This window comes from Massilia sp. Bi118 (assembly GCF_918697865.1).
Taxonomy (GTDB): domain Bacteria; phylum Pseudomonadota; class Gammaproteobacteria; order Burkholderiales; family Burkholderiaceae_D; genus Telluria.
Window position 1 is genome coordinate 1 of sequence record NZ_CAKKMV010000019.1, and the last position, 24639, is coordinate 24639.

The 24639-nt window shown below is 64.6% G+C and carries 20 protein-coding genes and 1 other RNA gene; 17 read left to right on the forward strand and 4 right to left on the reverse strand.

Features of this window, described 5'->3' with window-relative positions:
* The first annotated feature begins 194 nt into the window (after positions 1-194).
* The 4 genes from LQV39_RS22755 (at position 195) to LQV39_RS22770 (ending at position 6741) form a co-directional block, all read left to right on the forward strand.
* Entirely contained in the window at positions 195-1253 is a 1059-nt protein-coding gene (locus LQV39_RS22755; RefSeq protein ID WP_230029465.1) for an ABC-three component system protein, read from the forward strand.
* Complete coding sequence (locus tag LQV39_RS22760) at positions 1250-1759, forward strand: three component ABC system middle component (RefSeq protein ID WP_290368622.1); 510 nt, start codon at positions 1250-1252, stop codon at positions 1757-1759. Before LQV39_RS22755 ends, LQV39_RS22760 begins: the two co-directional genes overlap by 4 nt.
* Before the next feature lie 77 nt (positions 1760-1836).
* Positions 1837-3714, forward strand: a complete 1878-nt coding sequence (locus LQV39_RS22765) for a DUF3732 domain-containing protein (protein WP_230029467.1) — start codon at positions 1837-1839, stop codon at positions 3712-3714.
* A gap of 1077 nt (positions 3715-4791) precedes the next feature.
* Entirely contained in the window at positions 4792-6741 is a 1950-nt protein-coding gene (locus LQV39_RS22770) for a S9 family peptidase (protein ID WP_230029468.1), read from the forward strand.
* A gap of 61 nt (positions 6742-6802) precedes the next feature.
* Here LQV39_RS22770 and LQV39_RS22775 read toward each other — a convergent pair whose 3' ends face one another.
* Positions 6803-9667, reverse strand: a complete 2865-nt coding sequence (locus tag LQV39_RS22775; protein WP_230029469.1) for a pitrilysin family protein — start codon at positions 9665-9667, stop codon at positions 6803-6805.
* Positions 9668-9682: 15 nt separating this feature from the next.
* Here LQV39_RS22775 and LQV39_RS22780 point away from each other — a divergent pair, with 15 nt between their 5' ends.
* The 4 genes from LQV39_RS22780 to nusB all read left to right on the forward strand — a co-directional run bounded on the left by LQV39_RS22780 (position 9683) and on the right by nusB (position 12063).
* Positions 9683-9883, forward strand: a complete 201-nt coding sequence (locus LQV39_RS22780) for a hypothetical protein (protein WP_230029470.1) — start codon at positions 9683-9685, stop codon at positions 9881-9883.
* A gap of 28 nt (positions 9884-9911) precedes the next feature.
* The gene (gene ribBA / locus LQV39_RS22785) at positions 9912-11018 is read left to right on the forward strand and encodes a bifunctional 3,4-dihydroxy-2-butanone-4-phosphate synthase/GTP cyclohydrolase II (RefSeq protein ID WP_230029471.1); all 1107 of its coding nucleotides are present in this window, start codon (positions 9912-9914) and stop codon (positions 11016-11018) included.
* Between the two features lie 78 nt (positions 11019-11096).
* Complete coding sequence (gene ribH, locus LQV39_RS22790) at positions 11097-11576, forward strand: 6,7-dimethyl-8-ribityllumazine synthase (RefSeq protein WP_230029472.1); 480 nt, start codon at positions 11097-11099, stop codon at positions 11574-11576.
* Between the two features lie 10 nt (positions 11577-11586).
* Positions 11587-12063, forward strand: a complete 477-nt coding sequence (gene nusB / locus LQV39_RS22795) for a transcription antitermination factor NusB (RefSeq protein WP_230029473.1) — start codon at positions 11587-11589, stop codon at positions 12061-12063.
* 127 nt (positions 12064-12190) lie between these two features.
* Here the strand turns inward: nusB and LQV39_RS22800 are convergent, their stop codons facing one another.
* Complete coding sequence (locus LQV39_RS22800; protein ID WP_307727868.1) at positions 12191-12946, reverse strand: transglycosylase SLT domain-containing protein; 756 nt, start codon at positions 12944-12946, stop codon at positions 12191-12193.
* A gap of 620 nt (positions 12947-13566) precedes the next feature.
* On the opposite strand from LQV39_RS22800, the gene ubiD reads away from it, so the two are divergent.
* Positions 13567-15051 (forward strand): 4-hydroxy-3-polyprenylbenzoate decarboxylase, encoded by a 1485-nt coding sequence (ubiD, locus tag LQV39_RS22805; protein ID WP_230029474.1) that lies wholly within the window; start codon positions 13567-13569, stop codon positions 15049-15051.
* 117 nt (positions 15052-15168) lie between these two features.
* Positions 15169-15267, forward strand: an RNA gene (gene ffs / locus LQV39_RS22810) — signal recognition particle sRNA small type.
* Positions 15268-15336: 69 nt separating this feature from the next.
* Here the strand turns inward: ffs and LQV39_RS22815 are convergent.
* Positions 15337-16005, reverse strand: coding sequence for a DUF2987 domain-containing protein (locus LQV39_RS22815; protein WP_230029475.1), 669 nt, complete (start codon positions 16003-16005; stop codon positions 15337-15339).
* A 95-nt stretch (positions 16006-16100) separates the two neighbouring features.
* Here LQV39_RS22815 and LQV39_RS22820 point away from each other — a divergent pair, with 95 nt between their 5' ends.
* The 6 genes from LQV39_RS22820 to LQV39_RS22845 all read left to right on the forward strand — a co-directional run bounded on the left by LQV39_RS22820 (position 16101) and on the right by LQV39_RS22845 (position 21725).
* The gene (locus LQV39_RS22820) at positions 16101-18329 is read left to right on the forward strand and encodes a DNA polymerase III subunit gamma/tau (protein ID WP_230029476.1); all 2229 of its coding nucleotides are present in this window, start codon (positions 16101-16103) and stop codon (positions 18327-18329) included.
* 39 nt (positions 18330-18368) lie between these two features.
* On the forward strand, positions 18369-18695 hold the full coding sequence (locus LQV39_RS22825; protein ID WP_230029477.1) for a YbaB/EbfC family nucleoid-associated protein: 327 nt from the start codon (positions 18369-18371) through the stop codon (positions 18693-18695).
* On the forward strand, positions 18695-18985 hold the full coding sequence (locus LQV39_RS22830; protein ID WP_230029478.1) for a YciI family protein: 291 nt from the start codon (positions 18695-18697) through the stop codon (positions 18983-18985). The genes LQV39_RS22825 and LQV39_RS22830 overlap by 1 nt, the downstream gene beginning before the upstream one ends.
* 28 nt (positions 18986-19013) lie before the next feature.
* Complete coding sequence (gene recR / locus LQV39_RS22835) at positions 19014-19604, forward strand: recombination mediator RecR (RefSeq protein WP_230029479.1); 591 nt, start codon at positions 19014-19016, stop codon at positions 19602-19604.
* A 119-nt stretch (positions 19605-19723) separates the two neighbouring features.
* Complete coding sequence (locus LQV39_RS22840) at positions 19724-20863, forward strand: glycosyltransferase (protein ID WP_230029480.1); 1140 nt, start codon at positions 19724-19726, stop codon at positions 20861-20863.
* Positions 20850-21725, forward strand: coding sequence for a DUF2334 domain-containing protein (locus LQV39_RS22845; protein WP_230029481.1), 876 nt, complete (start codon positions 20850-20852; stop codon positions 21723-21725). Before LQV39_RS22840 ends, LQV39_RS22845 begins: the two co-directional genes overlap by 14 nt.
* On the opposite strand, the gene LQV39_RS22850 is transcribed toward LQV39_RS22845, so the two are convergent.
* The gene (locus LQV39_RS22850) at positions 21634-21936 is read right to left on the reverse strand and encodes a hypothetical protein (RefSeq protein WP_230029482.1); all 303 of its coding nucleotides are present in this window, start codon (positions 21934-21936) and stop codon (positions 21634-21636) included. The genes LQV39_RS22845 and LQV39_RS22850 overlap by 92 nt on opposite strands.
* Positions 21937-22110: 174 nt before the next feature.
* Here LQV39_RS22850 and LQV39_RS22855 point away from each other — a divergent pair, with 174 nt between their 5' ends.
* On the forward strand, positions 22111-24519 hold the full coding sequence (locus LQV39_RS22855; RefSeq protein WP_230029483.1) for a penicillin acylase family protein: 2409 nt from the start codon (positions 22111-22113) through the stop codon (positions 24517-24519).
* Positions 24520-24639: the final 120 nt, after the last annotated feature.

The following is a 24639-nucleotide window of genomic DNA, read 5'->3' on the forward strand; positions in this document are numbered from 1 at the left end:
TGCTGGAGCCGCTCGGCTATATACCGCCGGCCGAAGCTGAGGCAAACTATTATAAGCAACTGAGCAGTCAAGCCATCTCGGCCTGACTCACACTAACCGGCCTCCACGAAAGCCGGGGCGGTTCATATCTTGGGTTCGCGTTGCAACCAGTGCGGCTATGCTACTACCTTCTGAGCAGTCCACGTGATGCGAGCGTGTCCCTCGAATATCTGGATGATGTTGCTGTCCACTACGCCGACGGCACGCTGCTATTGGAGCAATGCAAAAGTGCTCTCGCACACAACCCCATTTCTGACTGGTCGGATGACCTTTGGAAGACGGTCGCGAATTGGTTTGACGCGGTGGAAACGCAGAAGGTGGATGGTGCGAAAACATCCTTCAAGCTCTACGTGACACCTCCGAAGCCCGGCAAATTGAGTACGGCAATGCACACCGCAGCCGACGAAAAAGCTATTGAGGCGCTTGTCAAACAGGTCAAGGACAAGCTGAAGAAAAAGGCCAATGCCCCAAAATGCATAGCGCATGTTCAGAAGTTTATCAATGCACCTAATGCCCTACGCCTAGCTGTTGTCGGCAAGGCCACAGTCTTTGCCGCCGATGCTGACCCATTAGAACCTCTTCGTGAACTGTTGAGGCCCACGATCCCAGAGGCATTGCTTGACGTGATCTGCGCCTCGGCGATTGGCCAGGCCAAGGAGGCTGCCGACAAATGCATTCGCAGGAAGGTCCCGGCGGTGGTAGCTGTGGCGGAGTTCCAAAGAAACTTCCACGCCTTTGTCCAGCAGAACAACATGGCAGGCTATCTACCGACTTTCACGGCCGCTCCATCCAAAGACGCCGCAAAGGCTTTACTGACGAATCGTCCGGTTTTCGTGCGACAACTGCAGCTGATACAGGCGTCCGAAGAGCAACAGCTTCGAGCGGTCAGCGACCTCATGCGTATGTCTGGCGACAAGGTGAAGTGGGCAGAACAAGGCCTCGTCTTTAACGGCACCTTTGAGGACTGGGAGGGTACCTTACTGCGCAAGCACGATGCAGCTCAGAGCGAAGTCCGGGACACTTACGCAGAAAAGACTCAGGAGGCTCAAGGAAGGATCGTTTATAGCCGCTGTGCTGTTATGGAAGTTCCGCTCGACAGTCGAGTAGTACCTGGGCATTTCACTCATGGAGGCTTTAACGATCTGGCAGACAGGCAAGAACTGGGTTGGCATCCGGAGCACAAGACGCTTCTGAATAAAGAGGACAAAAAGTGACAGACAGAGCTCCAGCACCACGTCTCAGTGAGGCCGCACTCGTGCAAAACGAGGCGCTCGCGGCATACGCTATTTGGAGATTCGGTCTTGGATTCCAAGAGCGTGATGGACAAGCTGCACCTCTGCCTCTTGCATTCTTGCTCTTGCCGCTGGTACTTCACGCGCCGACTCTGGCTACCGTGCTTAGCACGCAGAAAGCTTCCGGCTTGTATCTTTTCGCTGGCAAACTTGGCGAGCATCGCGAAGATCTTTTGGCGGTACACGGTCGTGCTTTGGCACTCCGTCAACTGACGCTTGAATCACTCATCGTCGCTGAGCAGTCTAGGTTGGTTCGCATCGAACCGAGTACCGCAACCATCCGGGCATTCAGCCCCCACAATGAGTTGGTGGCTCCAACGCTTCCTGAGCGAATTCGACGAATCTCACCTGCCAGTGAAAAGATTGGATACTGGTTTTCTGGCCTCTCCGACCAACAGGTCGCCCATACATTGAAAATAGGGTTCTAATGCACTTCCAACTGTTGAAAGTCATTTTGTGGCCGCGAAAAGGCAGTGAGCCGAGGGTGGTCAAGTTCGAGCCGGGCATGGTGAACGTCATCAGCGGCGCCTCTAAGACAGGGAAGTCGTCGGTCATCCCAGTCATTGACTACTGCTTGGGTTCGGAAAAGTGTGCCATTCCCGTCGGTGTAATTCGAGATTCGTGCTCATGGTTTGGCATTTTGGTCGATACACTCGAAGGGCAGAAGCTGCTAGCTCGAAGGGAGCCCGGTGGCCTAAAAGCATCCGGAGAAATGCTGCTCCTAGAAGGCCCGGTCGTCGAGGTCCCGTCAATCATCATTGAGAAGAATCACAATGTCGAGTATGTGAAAGCCGTATTGAACCGGCTCTCTGGTCTGTCGAATCTGCAGTTCGAGGCCGGCGCAGATGAGCGGTTCAAGTCGCGTGTGAGCTTTCGTGACCTGATGGCCTTCCTGTTCCAGCCACAGAATATCGTTGCCAATCCAGATGTGCTGTTCTTTAAGGCGGACACGACTGAGCACCGGGAAAAGCTGAAGACCATCTTCCCTTACGTGCTCGGCGCGATAAGCCCTGAACTGCTTCTGGCCCGGCACGACCTTGACCGGCTATCGCGGCTTCTTCGTCGCAAAGAGGGCGAACTTAAAGCACGTCAGGATACAGGTGCAGCTTGGCAGCGTGAAGGTTTCGCATGGGCCCGTCTGGCGATTGAATATGGACTTTTGCCCACGCAAACGGTGGTGCCGGATGACTGGCCAGCGACCGTCGATCTGATGCGAGTGGCGCTTCGCAGCGACACGCGGTCAGCAACGCCCACGTTAGCGTCGATGGACGTTATCATGAGCAGACTCGCCGAACTGCGGGCGATCGAGTCGAAGCTGACGATGACCCTTAATCATTCCCGTCAACGCCTCCATGAACTGCGCCGCCTTGACGAAAGTAGCGACGAGTACCGTGATGGTCTCCGCATTCAGCGAGACCGCTTGGGCTTGTCGACCTGGATTCGAGAGCTTGCGTCACAGCATCCCGCAGCGGTCCTTGAGCCTAGTGAGGCGGGTCGTTCGCGAGTCGACCAGCTATGCCAAGCGCTGGAAGGCATTGAGTTAAGGCTACGGTCCTACCCGGAAGTTTCTGAATCGCTTGGAAAAGAGACGCTGCGCCAACGTGAGACGGTAGACACTGTCCTCAGCGACTTGGCCGCTGTGCGGACGGAAATTCGCGCCTTAGAAGGACAGTCTGATGAGGCTCGGAAGGTCACTACGCGAGGCGAGGAAATTTCCCGATTCCAAGGGCGGTTGCAAGAGGCACTCAGGCTGTACGACGCTGCTGACACGTCCTCTGAACTGAACCAAGAGATTTCGATGTTGCGGGCTGAGGTCGGACAGCTTGCCAAACTGGTGTCAGAACATGAGATTGGAAGGAAGCTGGAGAACGCGCTCGATACTATCCAGAACATCTCTGGCAGACTAATCCCGCAGCTCGACGGTGAATGGCCAGACGCACCAATTCGCCTTGTCATCCAAGACCTCAGCGTGAAAGTAATCCGAGAAACGCGTGACGACTTCCTTTGGGAGATTGGTAGCGGCGCGAACTGGCTGGCATATCACATTGCCCTTAGTCTGGCGCTACAAGGATATTTCTTGCGCTTGCCGCAACACCCTGTTCCCGCGCTACTGATCTACGATCAGCCGAGTCAGGTCTATTTCCCTGCACGTCGCACAGGAAAGGTGACCGAGGACGAGCTCGATCCCACGTGGAAGAATGAAGACGTGGTCGCGGTCAGGAAGGTCTTCGCACTGTTCGACGACATCATCAAGAAAACAATGGGACGCCTTCAAATCATTGTTCTCGACCATGCGGACGAGGAGGTTTGGGGAGGGCTGAAAAACGTTCATCTCGTGGAGGAGTGGCGCGGTAAGGGGCTTGTGCCAGATGCTTGGGTTTAGCGGTAGGCCGGTGGATATCGAGGTGGTCGAAATCATATCCGGCAACACATCTGTGCCGTGCAGTTCCCGCAGGTGCGCTGGGCACTCTGACACCCTCATATCACGCGCGTACATGCTTACGACCAGGGGGACACTTCGCGCTGGTGATTGCGAAACCGATTGCTACGCACTTAAAAACGTGGTCTAGCTTGGCTTACGCTCGGCATTAGCCCGTGGTAACCGAGTTATCCGCGTTTTAGCCGGAAGGCAGAGGTGTCGTACAATTTAGCGATGGAATACCATATTGCGCGTGTCAATTATCACTATCGGAAACTTCGAACGACACTTCAGCGACTGCCGGCGACTGACGCTGGCGCGAATGTGGAGTTCGAGGCCTACGTGTTCTTCGAAGTCTGCTTCCACTTGAAGGATTGGATAAAGTCCGACCCCAGGTATGACCTACGCCGCGATGATGTTGACGCCTATATCAACCAATCAAAGCCTCTGCGAATGCTTCATGATCTCTGTAACAGACTGAAGCATCGGACTCTGACTTGGCCTAAAACGGATATTGGCCCTTTTAGTATGACTTTCACTATTGAAGTTGGCCCTGAAGGGGCATACCAGCGGCTGAGCCGGCTAGAGGCAGAAGTTGACGGAAAGGTCGTGTGCATGTACTCCTTGGCTGATCAGGCGATGCGTTCTTGGGCTGCGTATTTTGACGCTCACCCAGCGCTTCGTCTAGCGGCAGGATGCACCCTTGAGCCAGTGTAGCGCCCCTCAATGACGAGAGTGACAGCGGTAAGCAAATATGCGAACTCAACCATTTACGGTATATCTGAATGTATTTGGCATACTGCCAATGGAAAGCTCAGCAACCTAGCGGGTTGTGATGCTATTGAACGTAATCGCGCGCTACGTCGAGCGCATGCTGACAGCGACCAAGGCGTAGTAAGCACAGCGTACGGCCGGCCTCGGCCGTACAAATTTCCTCCGTTTCCCCATCAATTGGCGTAGACTGCCTGCTGGCAACACCATCAGTAGGCAGGGCATTCGCTCGCCTGTATTTACTACAGAATAAAACAAAAGGGGACCAGGATGAACACGAGGATGCGTGGCGTGAAGCCATTGGTATTGCTGGCGCTGCTGGCCGCGGCCGGCATCAGCTCGGCCGAGGGCATGCACAGCTACCGCTCGCTGGCGATTTCCGGCAATGGCGAACGCCTGGCCGCGCTGGAAGCGGTCGAGGGCGAGGCGAAGAACGGCCCGCGCATCGTCGTGCGCGACACCGCCACCGGCAAGATCGTCTCGACTTTCCAGCAATCCGACTGCAGCGGCTGCCGCATCGAGGCGCCGGTATGGTCGCCGGATGGCAGCGCAATGGCGCTGATCAGCACCGACCCGAAGGCCGGTGTTGCGACCGTCAACGTGCTGCGTGACGGCAAGCTGAGCGCGGTCGCCAGTGTCAAGGGCGTCGCGAACACCGTGCGCTGGTCGCCGGATGGCCGCCAGCTGGCCTTCCTGGCCACCGTCGGTGCGAAAAAGCTGACCGGCGCGGTGGAAGCGGGTGCGCGCCAGATCGGCGAGATCGGCGTGGCCGAGCAGGAAGACGAGCAGCGCATCGCCGTGGTCTCGAGCAGCGGCGGCGACTATCAACTGGTTTCCCCGAACGACACCTTCATCTACGAATACGACTGGACTCCGGACGGCAAGGGCTTCGTCGTCACCAGCGCCAAGGGCAACGGCGACAACAACTGGTGGATCGCGACCCTGGGCCACGTCGAGCTTGCTTCCGGCAAGCTCCGTGTGCTGGCCGCGCCGAAGATGCAGATGAACATGCCGCACGTCTCGCCGGACGGCCGCACGGTCGCCTTCATCGGCGGCCTGATGAGCGATTTCGGCTCGGTCGGCGGCGACGTCTACACGGTCTCGATCAATGGCGGCGAGCCGGTCGACGTGACCCCGGGCTTTGCCGGCACCTTCAACGGCATCGCCTGGCGCGGCAAGCAGGTGATGGCATCCGTGCTGGCCGGCGCCGACGCCGGCGTGGTGGCGATCGACCCGGCGGCGCGCAGCAGCCGCGTGCTGTGGAAAGGGCCGGTCTCCGCCTCCGCATCGCGCGACGGCCGCTTCGTGTTCAGCCTCGATGGCAAAGTGGCGGCTTCGGTGCACGAGGACTACGAGCACGCCCCGCGTATCGTCGCCGGCCGCCTGCCGGAGATGAACGCGATCACCCGCGACAACGAATCCTTCGCCCCGGTCGTGTCGGCGCAGAGCGTCAGCTGGACCAACGAGGGCTACAAGGTGCAGGGCTGGCTGGTCGGCCCGCGCCAGGTCGACGCCGGCAAGAAGCATCCGATGATCGTGCAGGTGCACGGCGGCCCGGCGGCAGCAAGCACACCGCGCTACATCTCTGGCGGCGAGGGTGGCAATTCGCTGGTGCGCGACCTGGTCAAGCAGGGCTATTTCGTGTTCATGCCGAACCCGCGCGGCAGCTATGGCCAGGGCTCGAGCTTCACCAGCGCCAACCGCAAGGACTTCGGCGGCGGCGACTGGCGCGACATCCTGGCCGGCGTCGACGCCGCCATCAGGCAGGCGCCGGTGGACGGCAACCGCCTCGGCCTGATGGGCCACTCCTACGGCGGCTACATGACCATGTGGGGCGTCACCCACAGCACGCGCTTCAAGGCCGCGGTGGCCGGCGCCGGCATCGCCAACTGGATCAGCTACTACGGCCAGAACGGCATCGACCAGTGGATGGTCCCGTTCTTCGGCGCCACCATGTACGACGATCCGGCCGTCTACCGCCGCGCCTCGCCGATCGAATCGATCAAGGATGCGAAGACGCCGACCCTGATCTACGTGGGCGAGCGCGACGTGGAATGCCCGCCGGCGCAGTCGATGGAGTTCTGGCACGGGCTGAAGGCGATGGGCGTGCCGACCACGCTGGTAATCTATGAAGGCGAAGGACATGCCTTCCGCAAGCCGGAGCACCAGAAGGACCTGCGTGCGCGCGAAATCGGATGGTTCAACAAGTATTTGAAATGACTATGCAGTGCGTGGGCACGGAGTGCCTAGCCTATAAGAAGCCGGCTCGCGCCGGCTTTTTTTACTGCGGCGCTTTCTGCGCATTACCCGCCGCAGCCACTTGCGCAGCCGCTTTTTCCGGATTCAGCACCACCTGCACATAATTATCCGGCTTCAGATACCGCTGCGCCGCCAGCTTCAGATCCGCCACGCTCAGCTTCTGCACTTCCTTGTCGAAGGTGAGGATGGTGGCCGGGTCGGTGCCTTCGGTCAGTGAGGTCTGTAGCGCGGCCAGCCAGTAGCCGTTTTCCTGCAGCGACTTGCGGTAGGTTTGCAGCCAGTTCGTTTTCACCTTGTCGAGGTCGGCCTGGTCCGGCCCCTGGGTGCGCATGCGCTCGATTTCGTCGAAGGTCGCCTTCACCACCTTGTCGACGTTGTCCGGCCCGGTCGGCAGGGTCACGCCCACCGTGTAGTGGGCGTAGGGAATGCGCGTCATCGAGGCTTCCATGCCGCCGCCGTAGATCAGGCCCAGCTTCTCGCGCAGCACGTCGATGATGCGGATGTTCATGACCTCGGTCAGCGCGGACAGGCGCAGCTCTTCGAGTTCGTTGACCTCTGTGGCGCCGGTGAAGGTCAGCGAGACCGTGCTCTTGTCCTCGGAACCGCTGTTCACTTCCTTCTTGACCACGCCCTTGACCGGGCGGATGCCGAGGTCGCGGTACGCCACCGGGATGTCCGGCGTCGGCAGGCTGGCCAGGTAGGTCGCCAGCAGCGGCTTGATGGCGGCGACGTCGAAGCTGCCCACGAAGATGAAGGTCAGGTCCTTCGCGCTCGAGAAGCGCTGGCGGTAGATGGCGATCGCGCGGTCGAGGTTGATGCTGGCGAAGTCCTCGGGGCGCAGGGCGCGCGGCGCGCGCGGGTTGTCGCCGTACAGCGTCGACATCAGCACGTCGCCGAAATGGGCGCCGGGCTGGGAGGCGCGGTTGCGCGCCAGTTCCATCTGCTTGCCGAGATAGGACTTGTACAGGTCTTCGTCGCGGCGCACGCCGGCGAATTTCAGCCACACCATCTGCAGCATGGTCTCGACGTCGGTGGCGCCCGCGGTGCCGGCGACGACGTCGGTGTTGTTGCCGAGGCCCGCGCTGACGGCGGCCGCCTTGCCGGCCAGGATCTTGCGCATGTCGAGCGGCGAGAAGTCCTTCAGGCCCATCGCCGCGACGATCGAGTCGGCATAGCGGGCGTTGTACATGTCCTCGGTGTCGAACAGGCTCTGGCCGCCGAAACGGGCGGCGCTCATCAGGACCTGGTCGTTGCGGAAGCGGGTCGGCTTGAGGATCACCTTGACGCCGTTCGACAGCACCAGGCGGGTGGTGCCGAGGTGCTCGTCGCGGCTCTCGCCGACGATGCTGCCCGGCGCGGGCGGCTGGTCCATCAGGCGCGCCGCCACGGCCTTCTCGTCGTGGGCCTGCACGTCGCGGCGCTCGGCGGCGGAGACCGCGGCCAGCAGCTGCTCGCCGGTCGGCACGGGCGCATCCTGCTTGGCCGGGCCGGTATAGATCACCAGCTTGCCGGAATCGGCAGGGATGGTGCGGCGCGCGTAGGCGTTGATTTCGTCCAGCGTGATGCCGGGCAGGAGCTCTTTCACGTAGCGGTATTCGTTCTCGATGCCGGGGATCGATTCGCCTTCCAGGAAGTTGCGGATGTACTCGGCGGCGTGGGCGCCCGAATCGGTCTTGTCGCGTTCGTTGTAGATGCGCTCGTAGTTGCGCATCACGCCTTTCTTCATGCGATCCAGCTCGGCCTCGCCGAAGCCGAAGCGGCGGGCGCGTTCGTTTTCCTGCACCAGCGCGTCGATGGCCGGTGTCGCGCCTTTTTCGCCCAGCGCGGCAGCCGCGTTGTAGGAGCGGTAGCGCGGCGTCAGGCGCCCGAGCGCGCTGCTGGCGCCCATGAAGGGCGGGGAGGGCAGCTGCGCCAGTTCGGACAGGCGCTGGTTCAGCATGCCCGCGAACAGGCCTTCGATCAGCTGCTCGCGGTAGCCGCCGATGGTGGCGCGCTCGCTGAAGGGCGTGACCGGATAGCGGATCAGGACCGAGGCCGGCCCGGCTTCCTTGTCGGTGACCACCACCGCTTCGGTGCCGGTGCGCGGCGGGATCTGGGCGTAGCTGCGCGGGCGCTTTGATGCCGGGTTCTTCAGGCCGGCGAAGTGGCGCTTGATCAGCTGCTCGGCCAGGGCCGGGTCGATGTCGCCGACCGCCACCACGGCCATCAGATCGGGACGGTACCAGTCGCGGTAGAAGCGGCGCAGGGCGTCCGGCTTGAAGCTGCGCAGCGTGTCTTCCTTGCCGATCGGGAGCCGCTCGGCATAGCGCGAGCCGTTGTACATCTTCGGCATCAGCACCTTCTGCATGCGGTCGCCCGCGCCTTTACCCAGGCGCAGTTCCTCGAGCACGATGTCGCGCTCCTTGTCGATGTCGGCGTCGTTCAGGGTCAGGCCCTGGGCCCAGTCCTGCAGCACCTGGAAGGCTTTATCGAGATCCTGCTTCCGGTCGGCCGGCACCGGCAGCACGTAGACGGTTTCGTCGAAGGAGGTGTAGGCGTTCAGGTCGGCGCCGAACTTCACGCCGATCGACTGCAGGTAGGACACCAGTTCGTGCTTCTTGAAATGGGTCGAGCCGTTGAAGGCCATGTGCTCGGTGAAGTGGGCCAGGCCTTGCTGGTCTTCGTCCTCGAGGATGGAGCCGGCCTTTACCACCAGGCGCAGCTCCAGCTTGTGCTCGGGCTTGCGGTTCTTCTGGATGTAATAGGTGAGGCCGTTCGGCAGCTTGCCGACCTTGAGCTGGGGCGCGACCGGCAGCGGGGCGTTCAGGTCCAGCGGCGCAGCGACGGCCAGGGACGAGGCCAGCAAAATGGCGGAAATCAGGGCGTTACGGGCAAGGCGGGCGGTCATGCGCAGGTGCTCCGGTTGAGCAATAAAAAACCATTCTACCCTGTGCATCGTGTTGCACAGTTATTGCTGAACACCATTCTTGCACCGGCGCAGTGCAGGATGGATGCGGCGGTCGTTGTCAGAATGCAACAACATGGTGCGACCCTGGCCGGCAGGGGGCGCGACCGGCAGATATTGCCGCCATCCGGCCCGGTGAAAGACTGGCAAATCCATTAAAATAACGGGTTTCAGCACAGGATTTCGCATGCCCATCTCCACTACCCAGGAAATCGTCGAGGAACTGCGCGCCGGGCGCATGGTCATTCTGGTCGACGAGGAAGACCGCGAGAACGAGGGCGACCTGGTGCTCGCCGCCGAGCACGTGACGCCGGAAGCGATCAACTTCATGATCCGCCATGCGCGCGGCCTGGTCTGCCTGACCCTGTCGGAAGAGATCTGCGACCGCCTCGAGCTGCCGATGATGACGACCCGGAACGGCACCTCCTTCGGTACCAATTTCACGGTCTCGATCGAGGCGGCCGAAGGCGTCACCACCGGCATCTCGGCGGCCGACCGCGCCCGCACCATCCAGGTGGCGGTGGCGAAGAACGCGAAGCCGGAAGACCTGGTGCAGCCGGGCCATATCTTCCCGCTGCGCGCGGTCAAGGGCGGGGTGCTGATGCGCGCCGGCCATACCGAAGCGGGCTGCGACCTGACCGAGATGGCGGGCTTGAGTCCGGCTTCGGTGATCTGCGAGATCATCAAGGAAGACGGCACCATGGCGCGCCTGCCGGACCTGCTCGAGTTCGCGCAAGAGCATTGCCTGAAGATCGGCACCATTGCCGACCTGATCCATTACCGCAGCCAGACCGAGTCGCTGGTCCAGCAAGTGGGCGAGCGTCAGCTGTCGACGGAGCACGGCGACTTCCGCCTGGTCGCCTTCCGCGACAAGCCGAGCGGCTGCGCCCACCTGGCGCTGGTGCACGGCGAGCCGCAGGGCGACAAGGAAGCCCTGGTGCGCGTGCACCAGCCGGTGTCCATCCTCGACCTGCTGGACACGCGCGCCACCTCGCACTCCTGGAACCTGTCGGCGGCAATGCAGGCGATCAAGGCGGCGGAGGCCGGCGTCATCGTCCTGCTGAACTGCAGCGAGACGGCCGAGCAGCTGTTCGGCCAGTTCGAGGACAAGTCGGCGGCGCGCCCGGCCGGCCGCGCGGCGAATCTCGACCTGCGCACCTACGGTATCGGCGCCCAGATCCTGAAACAGGTCGGCGTGTGCAAGATGAAGCTGCTGGCGAATCCGCGCAAGATGCCTTCCATGGTTGGCTTCGATCTCGAAGTCACCGGCTATCTGGCCAAGCCAGAGGCTTGAACGAATCAGGCGCGGGCTGGACAGCCCGCGCGGTACCATTCAATTATTCATTTACAGTAAACAGAAAAAGAGGCAGCCATGACGGTAGGAACTTTTGAAAGCAATATGCAGGGTGAAGGCCTGCGCATCGGAATCGTGCAGGCGCGATTCAATGCCGACGTTGGCCATGGCCTGCTGTCGGCCTGCCTGGCGGAACTGAAGCACCTGGGCGTGGCCGACGAGGACATCCTGCACGTGACCGTGCCGGGCGCCCTGGAAATCCCGCTGGCCCTGCAAAAGATGGCTGAAACCCAGCAGTTCGACGCCCTGGTCGCCCTGGGCGCCGTGATCCGCGGCGAGACCTACCACTTCGAGCTGGTTTCGAACGAGTCGGGCGCCGGCATCACCCGCGTCGGCCTGGACTACGGCATGCCGATCGCCAACGCCGTGCTGACCACCGAAAACGACGAGCAGGCCGAAGCGCGCATGGCGGAGAAGGGCACGGACGCCGCCCGCGTCGCCGTCGAGATGGCCAACCTGCTGCTCGGCCTGGACGAGCTGCAGGCCGAGGAAGAGTGAGCATCAAGCCATGAATACGACTGACAAGAGCACGCACGCCAACCCGAACAAGAACCGCACGCCGCGTCACCGCGCGCGCGAGTTCGCACTGCAGGGCCTGTACCAGTGGCTGCTGAACAATGAGCCGGCCTCCACGGTCGCCAAGCACATCCGCTCGGCCCACGGCTTCGACAAGGCTGACAGCGAGTACTTCACCGAGCTGCTGAACGGCACGATCGCCCAGTCGGTCGAGCTGCGCGAAACCCTGACCCCGACCGTCGACCGCCCGATCACCGAGCTGTCGCCGATCGAGCACGCGGTGCTGCTGCTGGGCGCCTGGGAGCTGAAGAACAAGATCGAGATCCCTTACCGCGTCGTGATCAACGAGGCGGTCGAGCTGGCCAAGTCCTTCGGCGGCATCGACGGCCACAAGTACGTCAATGGCGTGCTGGACCGTATGGCGGGCAAGCTGCGGCCGGATGAGGCGGCGGCGGATGCGAAGCGCTGATTAGTTCACATCATATATATAAGTGAAAGCCGCCCTGGGAGACCAGGGCGGTTTTTTTACGGCCAAAAAAGAAGGCCACCGCAGCTCTCGCCGACAGTGGCCTTCGACCAGGGATCGATAGGTGTGCTTACAGCCCGGCGACAGTCTCGCCAGTCTCGCTCGCGCCGTGTGCGGCGTCGACGGTGGTGGTGTCGGCCTTGGCGGGCGCCGGGGCGGCTTTCTGCACCAGTTGCGGCGCCGGGGTGGACGGGGTGTAGATCGGGACGTTCTTGCCGCTCGCCACCTGCTTCAGGCGGCGGTATTCGGCCAGCACCTTGTGGCCGTAGCCCGAGTCGTCCTCGAACGCGGCGGCGCCGACGTAGGTCTTCAGGCCGCCTTCGACGGAACCGGTGCGGGTCACGTAATCCTTCAGGATCTGGGAGCCGACACGGATGTTGGCAACCGGATTCAGGGCGGCCTTCGAGCCGCCGACTTCCTCGAATTTGTCGCTGTGGACCTTCGACATCACCTGCATCAGGCCCTGCGCGCCCATCGGGCTCTCCGCGAACGGATTCAGGCCGGATTCGATCGCCATCACGGCCAGGATCAGCAGCGGGTCGAGCTTGATCTCGTGCGCAGTGCTGTAGGCGGTGGCGACCAGCATGTTGGCGGCATCACCGGCAACCCGGTAACGGCGCGACAGCCATTCGGTCACGTACTTCTGCTGGCGCGTGGCGCGCACGGCCTGCTTGTCGTCGCTGTTCTTGATCTCGACGGCGTCGCTGCCCTTGGCGACCAGCTGGGCGCGGGCAGGGGCGGCCGCGGCCTGGACGCTTTGTTGCGGGCTCAGGAAATCCGACACCCGTTTTGCCAGATCGGGGCGGTTGTACAGCAGGGCAAGCATTGCAACTGCGGATAGACCGAATACGGTCAGGGTATGTTGTGCGGTCGTTACCAGACCGCGTACCGTTTTTGTCACGGAAGACCACGTGACTGGCTGGCTGGCCATGTTTTGGACAAGCTTTGCGCTCGTGCCGATGAAGCGATGGATCATCGTCTCTCCTTTGTCGCGGAAAAAGCATCCCCATGCGGCGCACAAGCGCTGCTTTTTTGGGTACCTAATGCCGTGCATCAGAAAACCGTCCGTCGCCGCTCGTAGCGGGCGAGGAACGCCGTCATTGCTTGCTACAGCTGGGCAGCGCTGCAGTGGAGGTGCCCAGTGGCTAACAACTGTCTCGGGGTTAGGTTGGGCAGACGCCCAGTGAAAACACTCCTAAAATGTCATTTGGGGCCCCGACCCCGTGAAAGAATGAGACCGGCTAGAATCACGTCTTGGACGGGCCTGTCTCACTTGGTAGCCGGATTGTAGAAGCTGGTTTATATCAAGTCAATACTAGCACGATAGGCTTTTATTACTTTTAAATCTAACTTTTCTTGCCTAGCTCATCAATTCTTTGGCAAATCAACCACTTGCCGCCGATTGTTAGCCTTGCTCAAAAGATGTAAAAAAGAATTAAAAACTAGATGAACTATTCAGATTTGCGAGATTTTATTGCCAAGTTGCAAGGGATTGGCGAATTAAAACGTATTTCAGTACCGGTGTCGCCGAACCTCGAGATGACCGAGATCTGCGACCGGACGCTCCGGGCAGGTGGGCCAGCTCTTCTGTTTGAGAACCCGACTGGCCATAAAGTTCCCGTGCTCGGCAACCTGTTCGGCACGCCGCAGCGCGTAGCGATGGGCATGGGGGCGGACGACGTCAGCGAGCTCAGGAAGATCGGCCACGTGCTGGCGCGCCTGAAGGAGCCGGAGCCGCCCAAAGGCTTCAGGGACATCATGGACCTGGGCTCGCTCGTGAAAGCGGTCTGGGACATGTCGCCGAAGGAAGTGAAGGGTGCACCCTGCCAGGAAATCGTGTGGGAAGGCCAGGACGTCGACCTGGCGCGCCTGCCGATCCAGCATTGCTGGCCGGGCGACATCGCACCCTTGATCACCTGGGGCCTGGTGATTACCAAGGGGCCGCACAAGAAGCGGCAGAACCTGGGTATCTACCGCCAGCAGGTGCTGGGGCCGAACAAGCTCATCATGCGCTGGCTGGCGCACCGCGGCGGCGCCCTCGATTTCCGCGAGCACGCCATCGCCAACCCGGGCAAGCCTTATCCGGTGGCGGTGGCGCTGGGCGCCGACCCGGCAACCATCCTCGGCGCCGTGACGCCGGTGCCGGACACCCTGTCCGAATACCAGTTCGCCGGCCTGCTGCGCGGCCAGCGCACGGTGCTGACGAAAGCCATCGGCAGCGAGCTGCGGGTGCCGGCCTCCGCCGAGATCGTGCTGGAAGGCCATATCTATCCAGATGCAAATCACCCGAGCGGCTTCGAGCACGCGCTGGAAGGCCCGTACGGCGACCACACCGGCTATTACAATGAGCAGGACTGGTTCCCGGTGTTCACCGTCGACCGCATCACCATGCGGCGCGACCCGATTTACCACTCGACCTATACCGGCAAACCGCCCGACGAGCCGGCCGTGCTGGGCGTGGCGCTGAACGAAGTCTTCATTCCGCTGCTGCAGAAACAGTTCAGCGAGATCACCGACTTCTACCTGCCGCCGGAAGGCTGCAGCTACCGGATGGCGGTGGTGCAGATGAAGAAGCAGTACGCCGGCCACGCCAAGCGCGTGATGATGGGTGTCTGGAGCTTCCTGCGCCAGTTCATGTACACCAAGTTCATCGTCGTCGTCGACGAGGACGTCAACGTGCGCGACTGGAAGGAAGTGATCTGGGCGATCACGACGCGCGTCGACCCGACCCGCGACACGGTCCTGGTCGACAACACGCCGATCGACTACCTCGACTTCGCGTCCCCGATTAGCGGACTCGGCAGCAAAATGGGCATCGACGCCACCAACAAGTGGCCGGGCGAGACCAATCGCGAATGGGGCACGCCCATCGTGATGGCGCCGGAAGTGAAGGCGCGCGTGGACGACATCTGGCAGCAGCTGGGCCTGTAAGGCGGGGAGGGCATCCGCGCCGGGTATGCACACTATATATATGTGTGCCGGGTCCGCCAGACAGCGATCCTGCCGAAGGTTTGCCCGGCGGCCGCATGCTCGGTTATAATGAGCGCTGGCGGGCCCCTGCGCATTGTGGCATGGTTTACCTGGTCAGGTCGGGAACGAAGCAGCCAAAGCCGTTCACCGCAAGTGCCGCAGATCAGGCTCGCCTCCTCATTCATGTAAAACAGCTGCCTCGGCAGCTGTTTTCGTTTGCGCGGTCCGCGTTTGTCGTCCGGATCCTCAATCCGCGTCGATCTCGGCCTCGAAAGGCTGCTCCGACAGCGTTACCAGCGGGTTTTCCTTCAGCAGGTCCTTGTCCAGCTTCAGCCGCACCCGGTGCTTCGCATCGCTGGCATAGCGCCGTTCGCCATCCTTTGCCTTGATGACCATCTGGGCCGGCTTGTCGAATTTGAAGATGATCGAGGTCATGGTCGGCACGAACATGCTGAGCATCCCCGCGACCTTGCCGATGCCGGCGTTGGACTGCGGAATGGCGCCCATGACGCTCGCGTAGTTCCATTGGCTTGCCTCGGGCAGCACGGCGCCGATGTCGAAGCTTATGCTTATCTTTTCGCCCGCCGGCAGGCTGGTCCAGATTTTCGCGTCGTCCGCCAGCCATTGCTGGTTCGGCACGAGTCGCATGCGGCCGGCCGCGTCGAGCGGCAGCGGCGTGCGGCTGGCGCCGTCCACCAGCACCAGTTTCGCGTCCGGCGCCGCGATGGCCTTGTTGACCGGCTTGAGGCGCGCGTACAGGATTACCTTGTCGCGCTCGCCCGGCGGCAGGGCGTAGAACTTGTCGGCCTTGACGGTCTCGACCAGTTTCCGGTAGGACAGCCATTCACGCTCGCCGGCGGCACCGGCGGGCAGCGTGAGCGACAACAGCAGGGATGCAGCGAGCAGTGTTTTCATTTTTTCTATATTGAAATAAAAACATGAGTGTAGGGGAATTTTTCGAGGCCGTCGAATATTGGCTCGGCAGCCCCGGTCTACGGTAAAATCCCGGTATGTCCTATCAAGTCCTCGCCCGCAAATACCGTCCCCGGAACTTCGAAACGCTGGTTGGCCAGGAGCACGTCGTCCGTGCGCTGACCCATGCGCTGCGTACCGGGCGGCTGCACCACGCTTACCTGTTCACCGGCACCCGCGGGGTGGGCAAGACGACCCTCTCGCGCATCCTGGCCAAGTCGCTCAACTGCGTCGGCCCGGACGGGCAGGGCGGCATCACGGCCGAGCCGTGTGGGGTCTGCGAACCCTGCCGCGCAATCGACGCCGGCCGCTTCGTCGACTATGTCGAGATGGACGCGGCTTCCAATCGCGGCGTCGACGAGATGGCCCAGCTGCTGGAGCAGGCGGTGTATGCGCCGAGCAATGCGCGCTTCAAGGTCTATATGATCGACGAAGTGCACATGCTCACCAACCACGCCTTCAACGCCATGCTGAAGACGCTCGAGGAACCGCCCGAGCACGTGAAATTCATCCTCGCGACCACCGACCCGCAAAAGATCCCGGTCACGGTGCTGTCGCGCTGCCTGCAGTTCAACCTGAAGCAGATGCCGCCGGGTCACATCGTCGGCCACCTGGAAAACATCCTCGGCCAGGAAGGCGTCGGCTTCGAACAGCCGGCCCTGCGCCTGCTGGCGCAAGGCGCCCACGGTTCGATGCGCGATGCGCTGTCCTTGACCGACCAGGCCATCGCCTACGCCGCCGGCGCCGTCACGCTCGACGCCGTGCAGGGCATGCTGGGCGCACTCGACCAGTCCTACCTGGTGCGCCTGCTGGATGCACTGGCGCGCCAGGACGGCGCCGACCTGATGGCCGTGGCCGACGAGATGGCCAGCCGCAGCCTGTCCTACAACGGCGCGCTGCAGGACCTTGGCACCCTGCTGCACCGCATTGCCCTGGCCCAGACCGTGCCGACCGCGGTGCCGGAAGACCTGCCCGAGCTGGCCGACATCCAGCGCCTGGCGACCGTGTTCGATCCGCAGGAAGTCCAGCTCTACTACCAGATCGTGGTGCACGGCCGTAACGAGATCGGCCTGGCGCCGGACGAGTACGCCGGCTTTACCATGACCCTGCTGCGCATGCTGGCCTTCCGCCCGGGACAGGGCGGGGCGGAACAAATTGCCAGCCCGGCACCCGCGTCGATCGCGCGCGCCATGCCGCAGGCCCAGGCCGCGCGTCCGGCCGCGGCGGCTGCTTCGGCTGCGGCCGCACCGGCCCGTCCGGCTGCGCAGGCCGCCGCTGCATCCGTACCCGCACCCGCTGCGCCGGCGCCACAGCATGCGCCGCAAGCACATCAAGCGCCGGCGGCCCCCCAGCCGGCCGGCGGCGCTGCCCTGAGCCCGGCCCGCGCCGCCATCAATGCCGCGCTGGAAGCGGCGCGCGCCGCCACGCGCATGACCACCGGCGGCGGCAGGCCGCGTCCGGGACCGTCCGAAGCGCCGGCTGCCCAGGCGGCCGCGCCGGCCCCGGCTCCCGCGCCGGCAGCACCGGCCCCCGGCCCGGCCCCGATGGCCAGCGCCGCGCCGGCAGCCGCGCGTTCGTCTTCACCTGCGCCCTGGGACCAGCCGGCCGCGCGCCCGCAGCCGCAATCCGCCGCCCAGCCGCAGCCGGCCATGCGCCAGGCGCAGCCGCAGGCACAAGCTCAGGCACAGGCCCGGCAGCAAGGCCATGAACAGGCGGTGGCCGAAGATGAGCCGCCATCCTGGGTCACCGAATTCTCCGACGACACCGCCGTCGCCGCCGAGGCCCCGGCCGCGGTGACGGCGCCGCCGCCCGCCCGCGCGCAGGCGCCGAGCGCGCCCACGCATGCCTACGTGATCACGCCGGTGCCGGCGATCGGCTGGGACGGCAACTGGCCGGCGCTGGCAGCCTCGCTGCCGCTGCGCGGCGTGTCCCAGCAGCTGGCCTTCCAGACCGAGCTGATCGGCTGTACATCGGACGGCTCGTCCGCCACCTTCCGCCTGCGCGTGCCGGTCGACACCCTGCGCGCCAGCGGCAACAGCGAGAAGCTGTGCGCGGCCCTGCAGGAGCGTTTCCCGGCGGTGCGCGTGAACATCGACACCGAGATCGGCCCGGTCTGGTACACCGCCAGCGCCGAGGCGCGCGCACGCCGCGAGCAGCTGCAGCGCGAAGCCGAGGAAACGGTCGGCGCCGACCCCTTCATCCAGGCGCTGGAAAGCACCTTCGACGCGTTCGTGGTGCCCGGTTCGGTGCGTCCGATCGGCACCTGATACTCTTTCGTTTCACCGACTTTTTTGGAGAACACCACCATGATGAAAAACCAGCTCGCAGGCATGATGAAGCAGGTCCAGTCCATGCAGGACAACATGAAGAAGGCGCAGGACCAGCTGGCCCTGATCGAAGTCGAAGGCCAGTCGGGCGCCGGCCTGGTGAAGGTGGTCATGACCTGCAAGAATGACGTCAAGCGCGTCGCGATCGATCCCTCGCTGCTGGGCGACGACCGCGACATGCTGGAAGACCTGGTCGCCGCCGCTTTCAACGACGCCGTGCGCAAGGCCGAAGCCACGACCCAGGAAAAGATGAGCGGCCTGACCGCCGGCCTGCCGATCCCGCCGGGCTTCAAGATGCCGTTCTGATGTTCATCATTGCCCTGACCTATACGGTGCCGCTGGCGCGCATCGACGGCTACCTGGCGGCGCACCGCGCCTTCCTGGCCGAGCAGTATGCGCGCGGGCTGTTCCTGATGTCGGGGCGCAAGGAACCGCGCGACGGCGGCATCATCATCGCCCATGCCGCCAGCCGCGCCGAGCTCGACGCCGCGCTGCGCGACGATCCTTTCCACCAGGCCGGCGTGGCAAGCTACGAGATCACCGAATTCGTGCCCACCATGACGGCCGAGGCGCTGGCCGCCTTCCGCGCCGCGTAACGCGCTTCACCGGAACCCGGGATCCATTATGTCCAAATCGCTCGACTTCCTGACCGAGGCCTTGCGCCGCCTGCCGGGCGTCGGACCGAAGTCGGCGCAGCGCATGGCTTTCCACCTGCTGCAGCACGACCGCGAAGGCGCCTCCATGCTGTCGCGCGCCCTCTACCAGGCGGTCGAGGCGGTGCACCACTGCGCCATGTGCAATACCTTCTCGGAACTCGAGGTTTGCGAGCTGTGCTCGGACCCCGAGCGCGACCATGCGCTGCTGTGCGTGGTCGAGACCCCGGCCGACCAGCTGATGATCGAGCAGACCCTGACCTGGAAGGGCCTGTACTTCGTGCTGATGGGCCGGCTGTCGCCGCTGGACGGCATCGGCCCGCGCGACCTGCACCTCGAAAAGCTGGTCAACCGCGCCGCCGACGGCGTCGTCAACGAGGTCGTGCTGGCCACCAATTTCACCAACGAGGGCGAGGCCACCGCCCATTACATCAGCGAGATGCTGAAGGCACGCGGGCTGAAGGTCAGCCGCCTGGCGCGCGGGGTTCCTGTCGGCGGGGAACTTGAATACGTGGACGCGGGCACGATTGCGCGCGCCATGCTCGACAGGCGAAGTGCATAATGAGCCTCCCGCAAGGGACTCCCTTGCGGTAGCGGTTCACGGTTGACGGTACGCAAACGGCATGCCGGGTCCGCTGCTATTGTGGGCCTCATTTGACCGTAGTTTGACCGGAATCGAGCATGCACCTTGTCGACATCACGATGTTCTACGCGGCCGAAGGCGGCGGCGTCAGCACCTACCTGAATGCCAAGGCGCAATGGCTGGCACGCCGCAGCCACGTGCAACACACCATCCTCAGCCCCAATGTCGAGACTTGCGATGATGCCGTACCGGCGCTGGTGCGCATTCCCGCCGCCAACCTGCCGGGCTTCCACGGCTTCCGCATGCCGCTTTCGGTGTCCGGCCCGGCGCGCCTGCTGGAAGCCGCAGGCCCCGACCTGGTCGAGGCGGGCGACGCCGGCCACTGCGCCTGGGCCGCGCTGCGCATGCGCAAGCGCTACGACATTCCCGCCGTCGCCTTCTACCATTCGGATTTGCCGCGCCTGGTGCGGCCTCGCCTGGGCCGCTGGATCGCGCGCGGCACCTGCCGCTACCTGGTCAATCTGTACCGCCAGTTCGACCTGGTGATGGCGCCCAGCCGCGTGATGGTCGAGCAGCTGGAGGAGATCGGCGTGCGCGGCGCGGTGCACCAGCCGCTCGGCATCGACGCCGGCGTCTTTCACCCCGAGTGCCGCGACGATACCCTGCGCAAACAGTTGGGCCTCGATCCGGACACCCGCCTGCTGGTCTACGCCGGCCGCTTCACGCCGGAGAAGAAGCTGCATGTGCTGGTCGAGGCGGTGCGCAAGCTGGGCGCGCGCTACCACCTGGTGCTGGTGGGCGGCGGCGGCGTGCTGCCGCTGGCGGACAACATGACCATCATCCCGTTCAAGCGCGACCAGCGCCAGCTCGCGCGCCTGCTGGCCAGCTGCGACATGCTGGTCCATCCCGGCGACTGCGAGACCTTCGGCCTGATCGTGCTGGAAGCCATGGCCTGCGGCCTGCCCATCGTCGGTACCCGGCGCGGCGGCGTGGCCGAACTGGTCGACCGCGAGACCGGCATCCTGGCCGAGCCGGACAAGGTCGACAGCCTGGCCGGCGCCATCGAAGCCATCTACTACCGCGACATGGCGCGCATGGGTCAGGCCGCGCGCCGCAAGGCCGCCGGGCGCTACGACTGGAACGAGATCCTGCCGCAGGTACTGGGCCGCTATGACAAGCTGCTGGGCGGCTACCGTCCGATCCGGCGCGCGCCGGAGGGCATCTGTGTCACCGATTGAGGCCAAGCCCGACAAGGCGCAGATGTTGTGCGTGTCGATCCACGACGTTGCGCCGGCCACCTGGCCGGATTGCCTGCGCCTGGTGCAGGCGATCCGCGCCGTCGCCGACATCCCGCTGACCTGGCTGGTGGTCCCGCACTACCACTTCCGCCCGGAGCGCTCGGCGGCGATGGAAGCGGGGCTGGGTGCGGCCCTGGCGCGCGGCGACGAACTGGCGCTGCACGGCTACAGCCACCTCGACACCGAGGCCAACGGCGGCGGCCTGCGCGCGCGCTTCCTGCGCAACGTGTACACGCGGCGCGAAGGCGAGTTCGCGGCCCTGAGCCTGGATGAAGCGCGGCGCCGGCTGGCGCTCGGACTCGACTGGTTTGCCGAACGCGGCTGGACGCCCTCCGGCTTCGTGCCGCCGGCCTGGCTGCTGGGCGAAGGCGCCTGGCAGGCGCTGCGCGAAGCGCCTTTCGCCTACACGACCACCTTCAGCCATTTCCACTGCCTGCGCGGCGGGCCGGTGATCAAATCGCCGTCGATGGTGTACGCGGCGCGCAACCGCAGCGGCCGCTGGCTGTCGCCGAAAGTCGCCGACGCCACCGCGGCGATGCTGGCGGACTCGCCCCTGGTCCGTTTCAGCCTGCATCCGCCGGACGCGCGCTATCCCGAGCTGATGCGGCATACCCAGCGCGTGCTGGAAAAGCTGCTGGCGCGGCGCAGCGCCGTCACCAAGGCCGAGTGCGCACGGCGCCTGGCCGGGGAAGAAAGCGTGACCGGCGGCGTCACCAGCGGCGGCCCCAGTAGCCACCTCCCCAGTAGCCCGGACCCCAGCCCGGGCCCGGTCCATAACGCTGCATCTCGTCCTTGGTGCTGAGGCTCAGGATGCAGCTGCGCCATTGGTCGGAATCGACGGCGTAGCCCAGGCGCGAACAGGCGGGGCCGTAGATTTGCATGAGGTTCCCCATCTCGGCCTGCTTTTGCGCGGCGCGTTCCTGCGGCGTGCTGCAGGCTGTCGTGGCCAGCGCCAGGCAGAGCAGGGCGCCGGCAGCGGCGGGGGATGGTAGTCGACGTTTTGAGAAGGACATGGTGGCCTCCGGGTAGACGGCGCTATGCGCCTTGGGTCAAGAATAACGCAGGCGGCCGCGGCGTGCCTGCTTGTGTTCAATCGTACGCGTGAGGCCGGGTGCCGGCGGGCGCGCAAGACTCGCTGAGCAGGAAGATTTCTGGCAAGATCCACGTTTTCCAAAGGGGAGACGAGCATGGCGCGACGGGCATGGCTGATCTGGGGGCGACGCACTCTGTTGCTGCTTGCCGCGTTGCTGGTGCTGGCCCTGCTGGGCGCCTGGCTCTTCCTGCGCGCCAGCCTGGCCCAGCTCGACGGCAAGGTGGCTTCAAAGCTGCTGACCAGCGCCGTCACCGTCACGCGCGACGCCAGGGGCGTGCCCACCATCAGCGGCGCCAACCGCCTCGACCTCGCCTATGCGACCGGCTATGTGCACGGCCAGGAGCGCTTCTTCCAGATGGACCTGCTGCGCCGCAGCGCCGCCGGCGAGCTGGCCGAGCTGTTCGGACCCAAGGCCCTGCCGCTCGACCGCGCGCACCGCCTGCACCGCTTCCGCGCCCGTGCCGCAGACATCCTGGCGCGCATGACGCCGGCGCAGCGCCAGTTCGTCGAGCGCTACGCCGCCGGCGTCAACGATGGCGTAAACGCGCTGGGCGCACGGCCTTTCGAATACGCGCTGACGGGCGCCGCGCCGCGGCCCTGGACCCCGGCCGATTCGATGCTGGTGGTGTGGGCCATGTACTTCGACCTGCAAGGCAACCAGGCGCCGCGCGAGCTGGCGCGCGGCTGGCTGGCGCAGCATACGACTGCCGAGCAGCGCGCCTTCCTGATGCCGGAGGCGAGCAGCTGGGACGCGCCGCTGGATGCCCCCGACCTGTCCGCGGCGCCGGCGCCGGTGCCGGCGGCGGCGCCCGACTGGTGGGGCCGCAAGGAAGCGCTGCCCCCAACCCAGGTGGCCGGCATAGCCTTTACCGATGCTGTCGGCAGCAACAACTATGCGGTGGCCGGCACGCGCACCGCCAGCGGCGCCGCGATCGTCTCGGACGACATGCACCTGGGCCTGCAGTTGCCGAACATCTGGTACCGGCTGGCGCTGCGCTTCCCGGATGCGACCGGCGCCCAGCGGCGCGTGGTGGGCGTGAGCCTGCCGGGCGCGCCGCCGCTGGTCATCGTCGGCAGCAATGGCCACGTGGCCTGGGCCTTCACCAACAGCTATGCCGACACGCTCGACCTGGTGCGCCTGAACACCGACGCTGCGCGCGCCGGCCAGGTGCAGACGCCCGCCGGCTGGGAGACGCCGGCCGAGCATGCCGAGACCATCCTGGTGAAAGGCCGGCCGGCCGAGCGCCTGGTGGTGCGCGAGACCAGCCTCGGTCCGATCCGCGAGGCCGGCGGTGCGCTGTATGCCGTCCACTGGGTCGCGCATTCGCCGCAGGCGCTGAACCTCGAGCACCTGAAGCTGGAAACCTCGACCACGCTGGAGGAAGCCCTGGCAGCGGCAGCCGCCGACGGCATCCCGGCGCAGAACATCCTGGCCGGCGACGACCGCGGCAACATCGGCTGGACCATCGCCGGCGCGCTGCCGCAGCGTGGTGAAGCCGCCCGTGGCCTGGCCGTGTCCTTTCCCCTGAACGCGGACGGCGCCGTGCCGAGCTGGCAGGAACTACTGGCGCCAAGTGAGCATCCGCGCGTGGTGAATCCGGCCGGCGGCCAGCTGGTCACCGCCAACAGCCGCCAGCTGGCCGGCGCGGAGGCGCAGCTGCTCGGCGACGGCGGCTTCGACCTCGGCGCCCGTGCGCGCCAGCTGGGCGAAGGCGTGCGCCAGCTGGGCGGCAAGACCGATGTGCCGGCGGCCTTCCGCGCCGCGCTCGACGACCGCGCGCTCTACGTGGAAGGCTGGCGCCAGCGCGCACTGGCCGCGCTGGACGAGCGCGGCGTCGCCAGCCATCCGGAGCGCGCCGAGTTCCGGCGGCTTTTAAAGGATAGCTGGGATGGCCACGCCAGCACCGCCTCCGTCGGCTACCGCCTGGCGCAGCAGTTCCGCTGGTCGCTGTACGAACTGGTGTTCGCCGGCGCGAATGCCGAAATGGAGAAGCTCGATCCCAAGGCCAGCGTATTGAGCGCCACCTCGCGCTGGGGCGCGGTGCTGGCGCGCCTGCTCGACGAGCGCCCGGCCGCCTGGCTGCCGCCGGGCTATGCCAGCTGGCAGGACCTGCAGCTGGCCGCGATCGACCGCACGATAGCCGACGTGACGAAGGACGGCACGCCGCTGGCCCAGGCCACCTGGGGCAAGCGCAACACGGCGGCCATTGCGCACCCGATCAGCATGGCGCTGCCTTTCCTGAAGCGCTGGCTGGGCGCGCCGCCGGACCAGCTGCCCGGCGACGCCAACATGCCGCGCGTGGCGGGGCCGAAGTTCGGGCAGTCGGAGCGGCTGACGGTGTCGCCGGGACGGGAGGAGGAGGGCTTGTTCGACATGCCTGGGGGGCAGAGCGGGCATCCGCTGTCGCCGTGGTTCCTGTCGGGGCATGAGGATTGGGTGAACGGGAGGGCGACGCCCTTGTTGCCGGGGCCGACTGAGCATACGCTGGTTTTTTCCCGCTAAGGTCGTTCCGCGGTCCCTCCGTCGTCCCCGCGCAGGCGGGAACCCAAGTTCGTGGTGCTGCCTGTGGCCTCACTATTCACGCGAGCCTTGGGTTCCCGCCTTCGCGGGAACGACGATGAA

What these genes read in the sequence shown, in the direction of transcription:
- LQV39_RS22770 (WP_230029468.1), top strand. Translation starts at nt 4,792, where the DNA reads ATGAACACGAGGATGCGTGGCGTGAAGCCATTGGTATTGCTGGCGCTG.
- LQV39_RS22765 (WP_230029467.1), top strand. Translation starts at nt 1,837, where the DNA reads ATGGTGAACGTCATCAGCGGCGCCTCTAAGACAGGGAAGTCGTCGGTC.
- LQV39_RS22840 (WP_230029480.1), top strand. Translation starts at nt 19,724, where the DNA reads ATGCACCTTGTCGACATCACGATGTTCTACGCGGCCGAAGGCGGCGGC.
- recR (WP_230029479.1), top strand. Translation starts at nt 19,014, where the DNA reads ATGTCCAAATCGCTCGACTTCCTGACCGAGGCCTTGCGCCGCCTGCCG.
- LQV39_RS22800 (WP_307727868.1), bottom strand. Translation starts at nt 12,946, where the DNA reads ATGCTTGCCCTGCTGTACAACCGCCCCGATCTGGCAAAACGGGTGTCG.
- LQV39_RS22775 (WP_230029469.1), bottom strand. Translation starts at nt 9,667, where the DNA reads ATGACCGCCCGCCTTGCCCGTAACGCCCTGATTTCCGCCATTTTGCTG.
- LQV39_RS22825 (WP_230029477.1), top strand. Translation starts at nt 18,369, where the DNA reads ATGATGAAAAACCAGCTCGCAGGCATGATGAAGCAGGTCCAGTCCATG.
- LQV39_RS22850 (WP_230029482.1), bottom strand. Translation starts at nt 21,936, where the DNA reads ATGTCCTTCTCAAAACGTCGACTACCATCCCCCGCCGCTGCCGGCGCC.
- LQV39_RS22855 (WP_230029483.1), top strand. Translation starts at nt 22,111, where the DNA reads ATGGCGCGACGGGCATGGCTGATCTGGGGGCGACGCACTCTGTTGCTG.
- LQV39_RS22815 (WP_230029475.1), bottom strand. Translation starts at nt 16,005, where the DNA reads ATGAAAACACTGCTCGCTGCATCCCTGCTGTTGTCGCTCACGCTGCCC.
- LQV39_RS22830 (WP_230029478.1), top strand. Translation starts at nt 18,695, where the DNA reads ATGTTCATCATTGCCCTGACCTATACGGTGCCGCTGGCGCGCATCGAC.
- LQV39_RS22820 (WP_230029476.1), top strand. Translation starts at nt 16,101, where the DNA reads ATGTCCTATCAAGTCCTCGCCCGCAAATACCGTCCCCGGAACTTCGAA.
- ribBA (WP_230029471.1), top strand. Translation starts at nt 9,912, where the DNA reads ATGCCCATCTCCACTACCCAGGAAATCGTCGAGGAACTGCGCGCCGGG.
- ribH (WP_230029472.1), top strand. Translation starts at nt 11,097, where the DNA reads ATGACGGTAGGAACTTTTGAAAGCAATATGCAGGGTGAAGGCCTGCGC.
- ubiD (WP_230029474.1), top strand. Translation starts at nt 13,567, where the DNA reads ATGAACTATTCAGATTTGCGAGATTTTATTGCCAAGTTGCAAGGGATT.
- nusB (WP_230029473.1), top strand. Translation starts at nt 11,587, where the DNA reads ATGAATACGACTGACAAGAGCACGCACGCCAACCCGAACAAGAACCGC.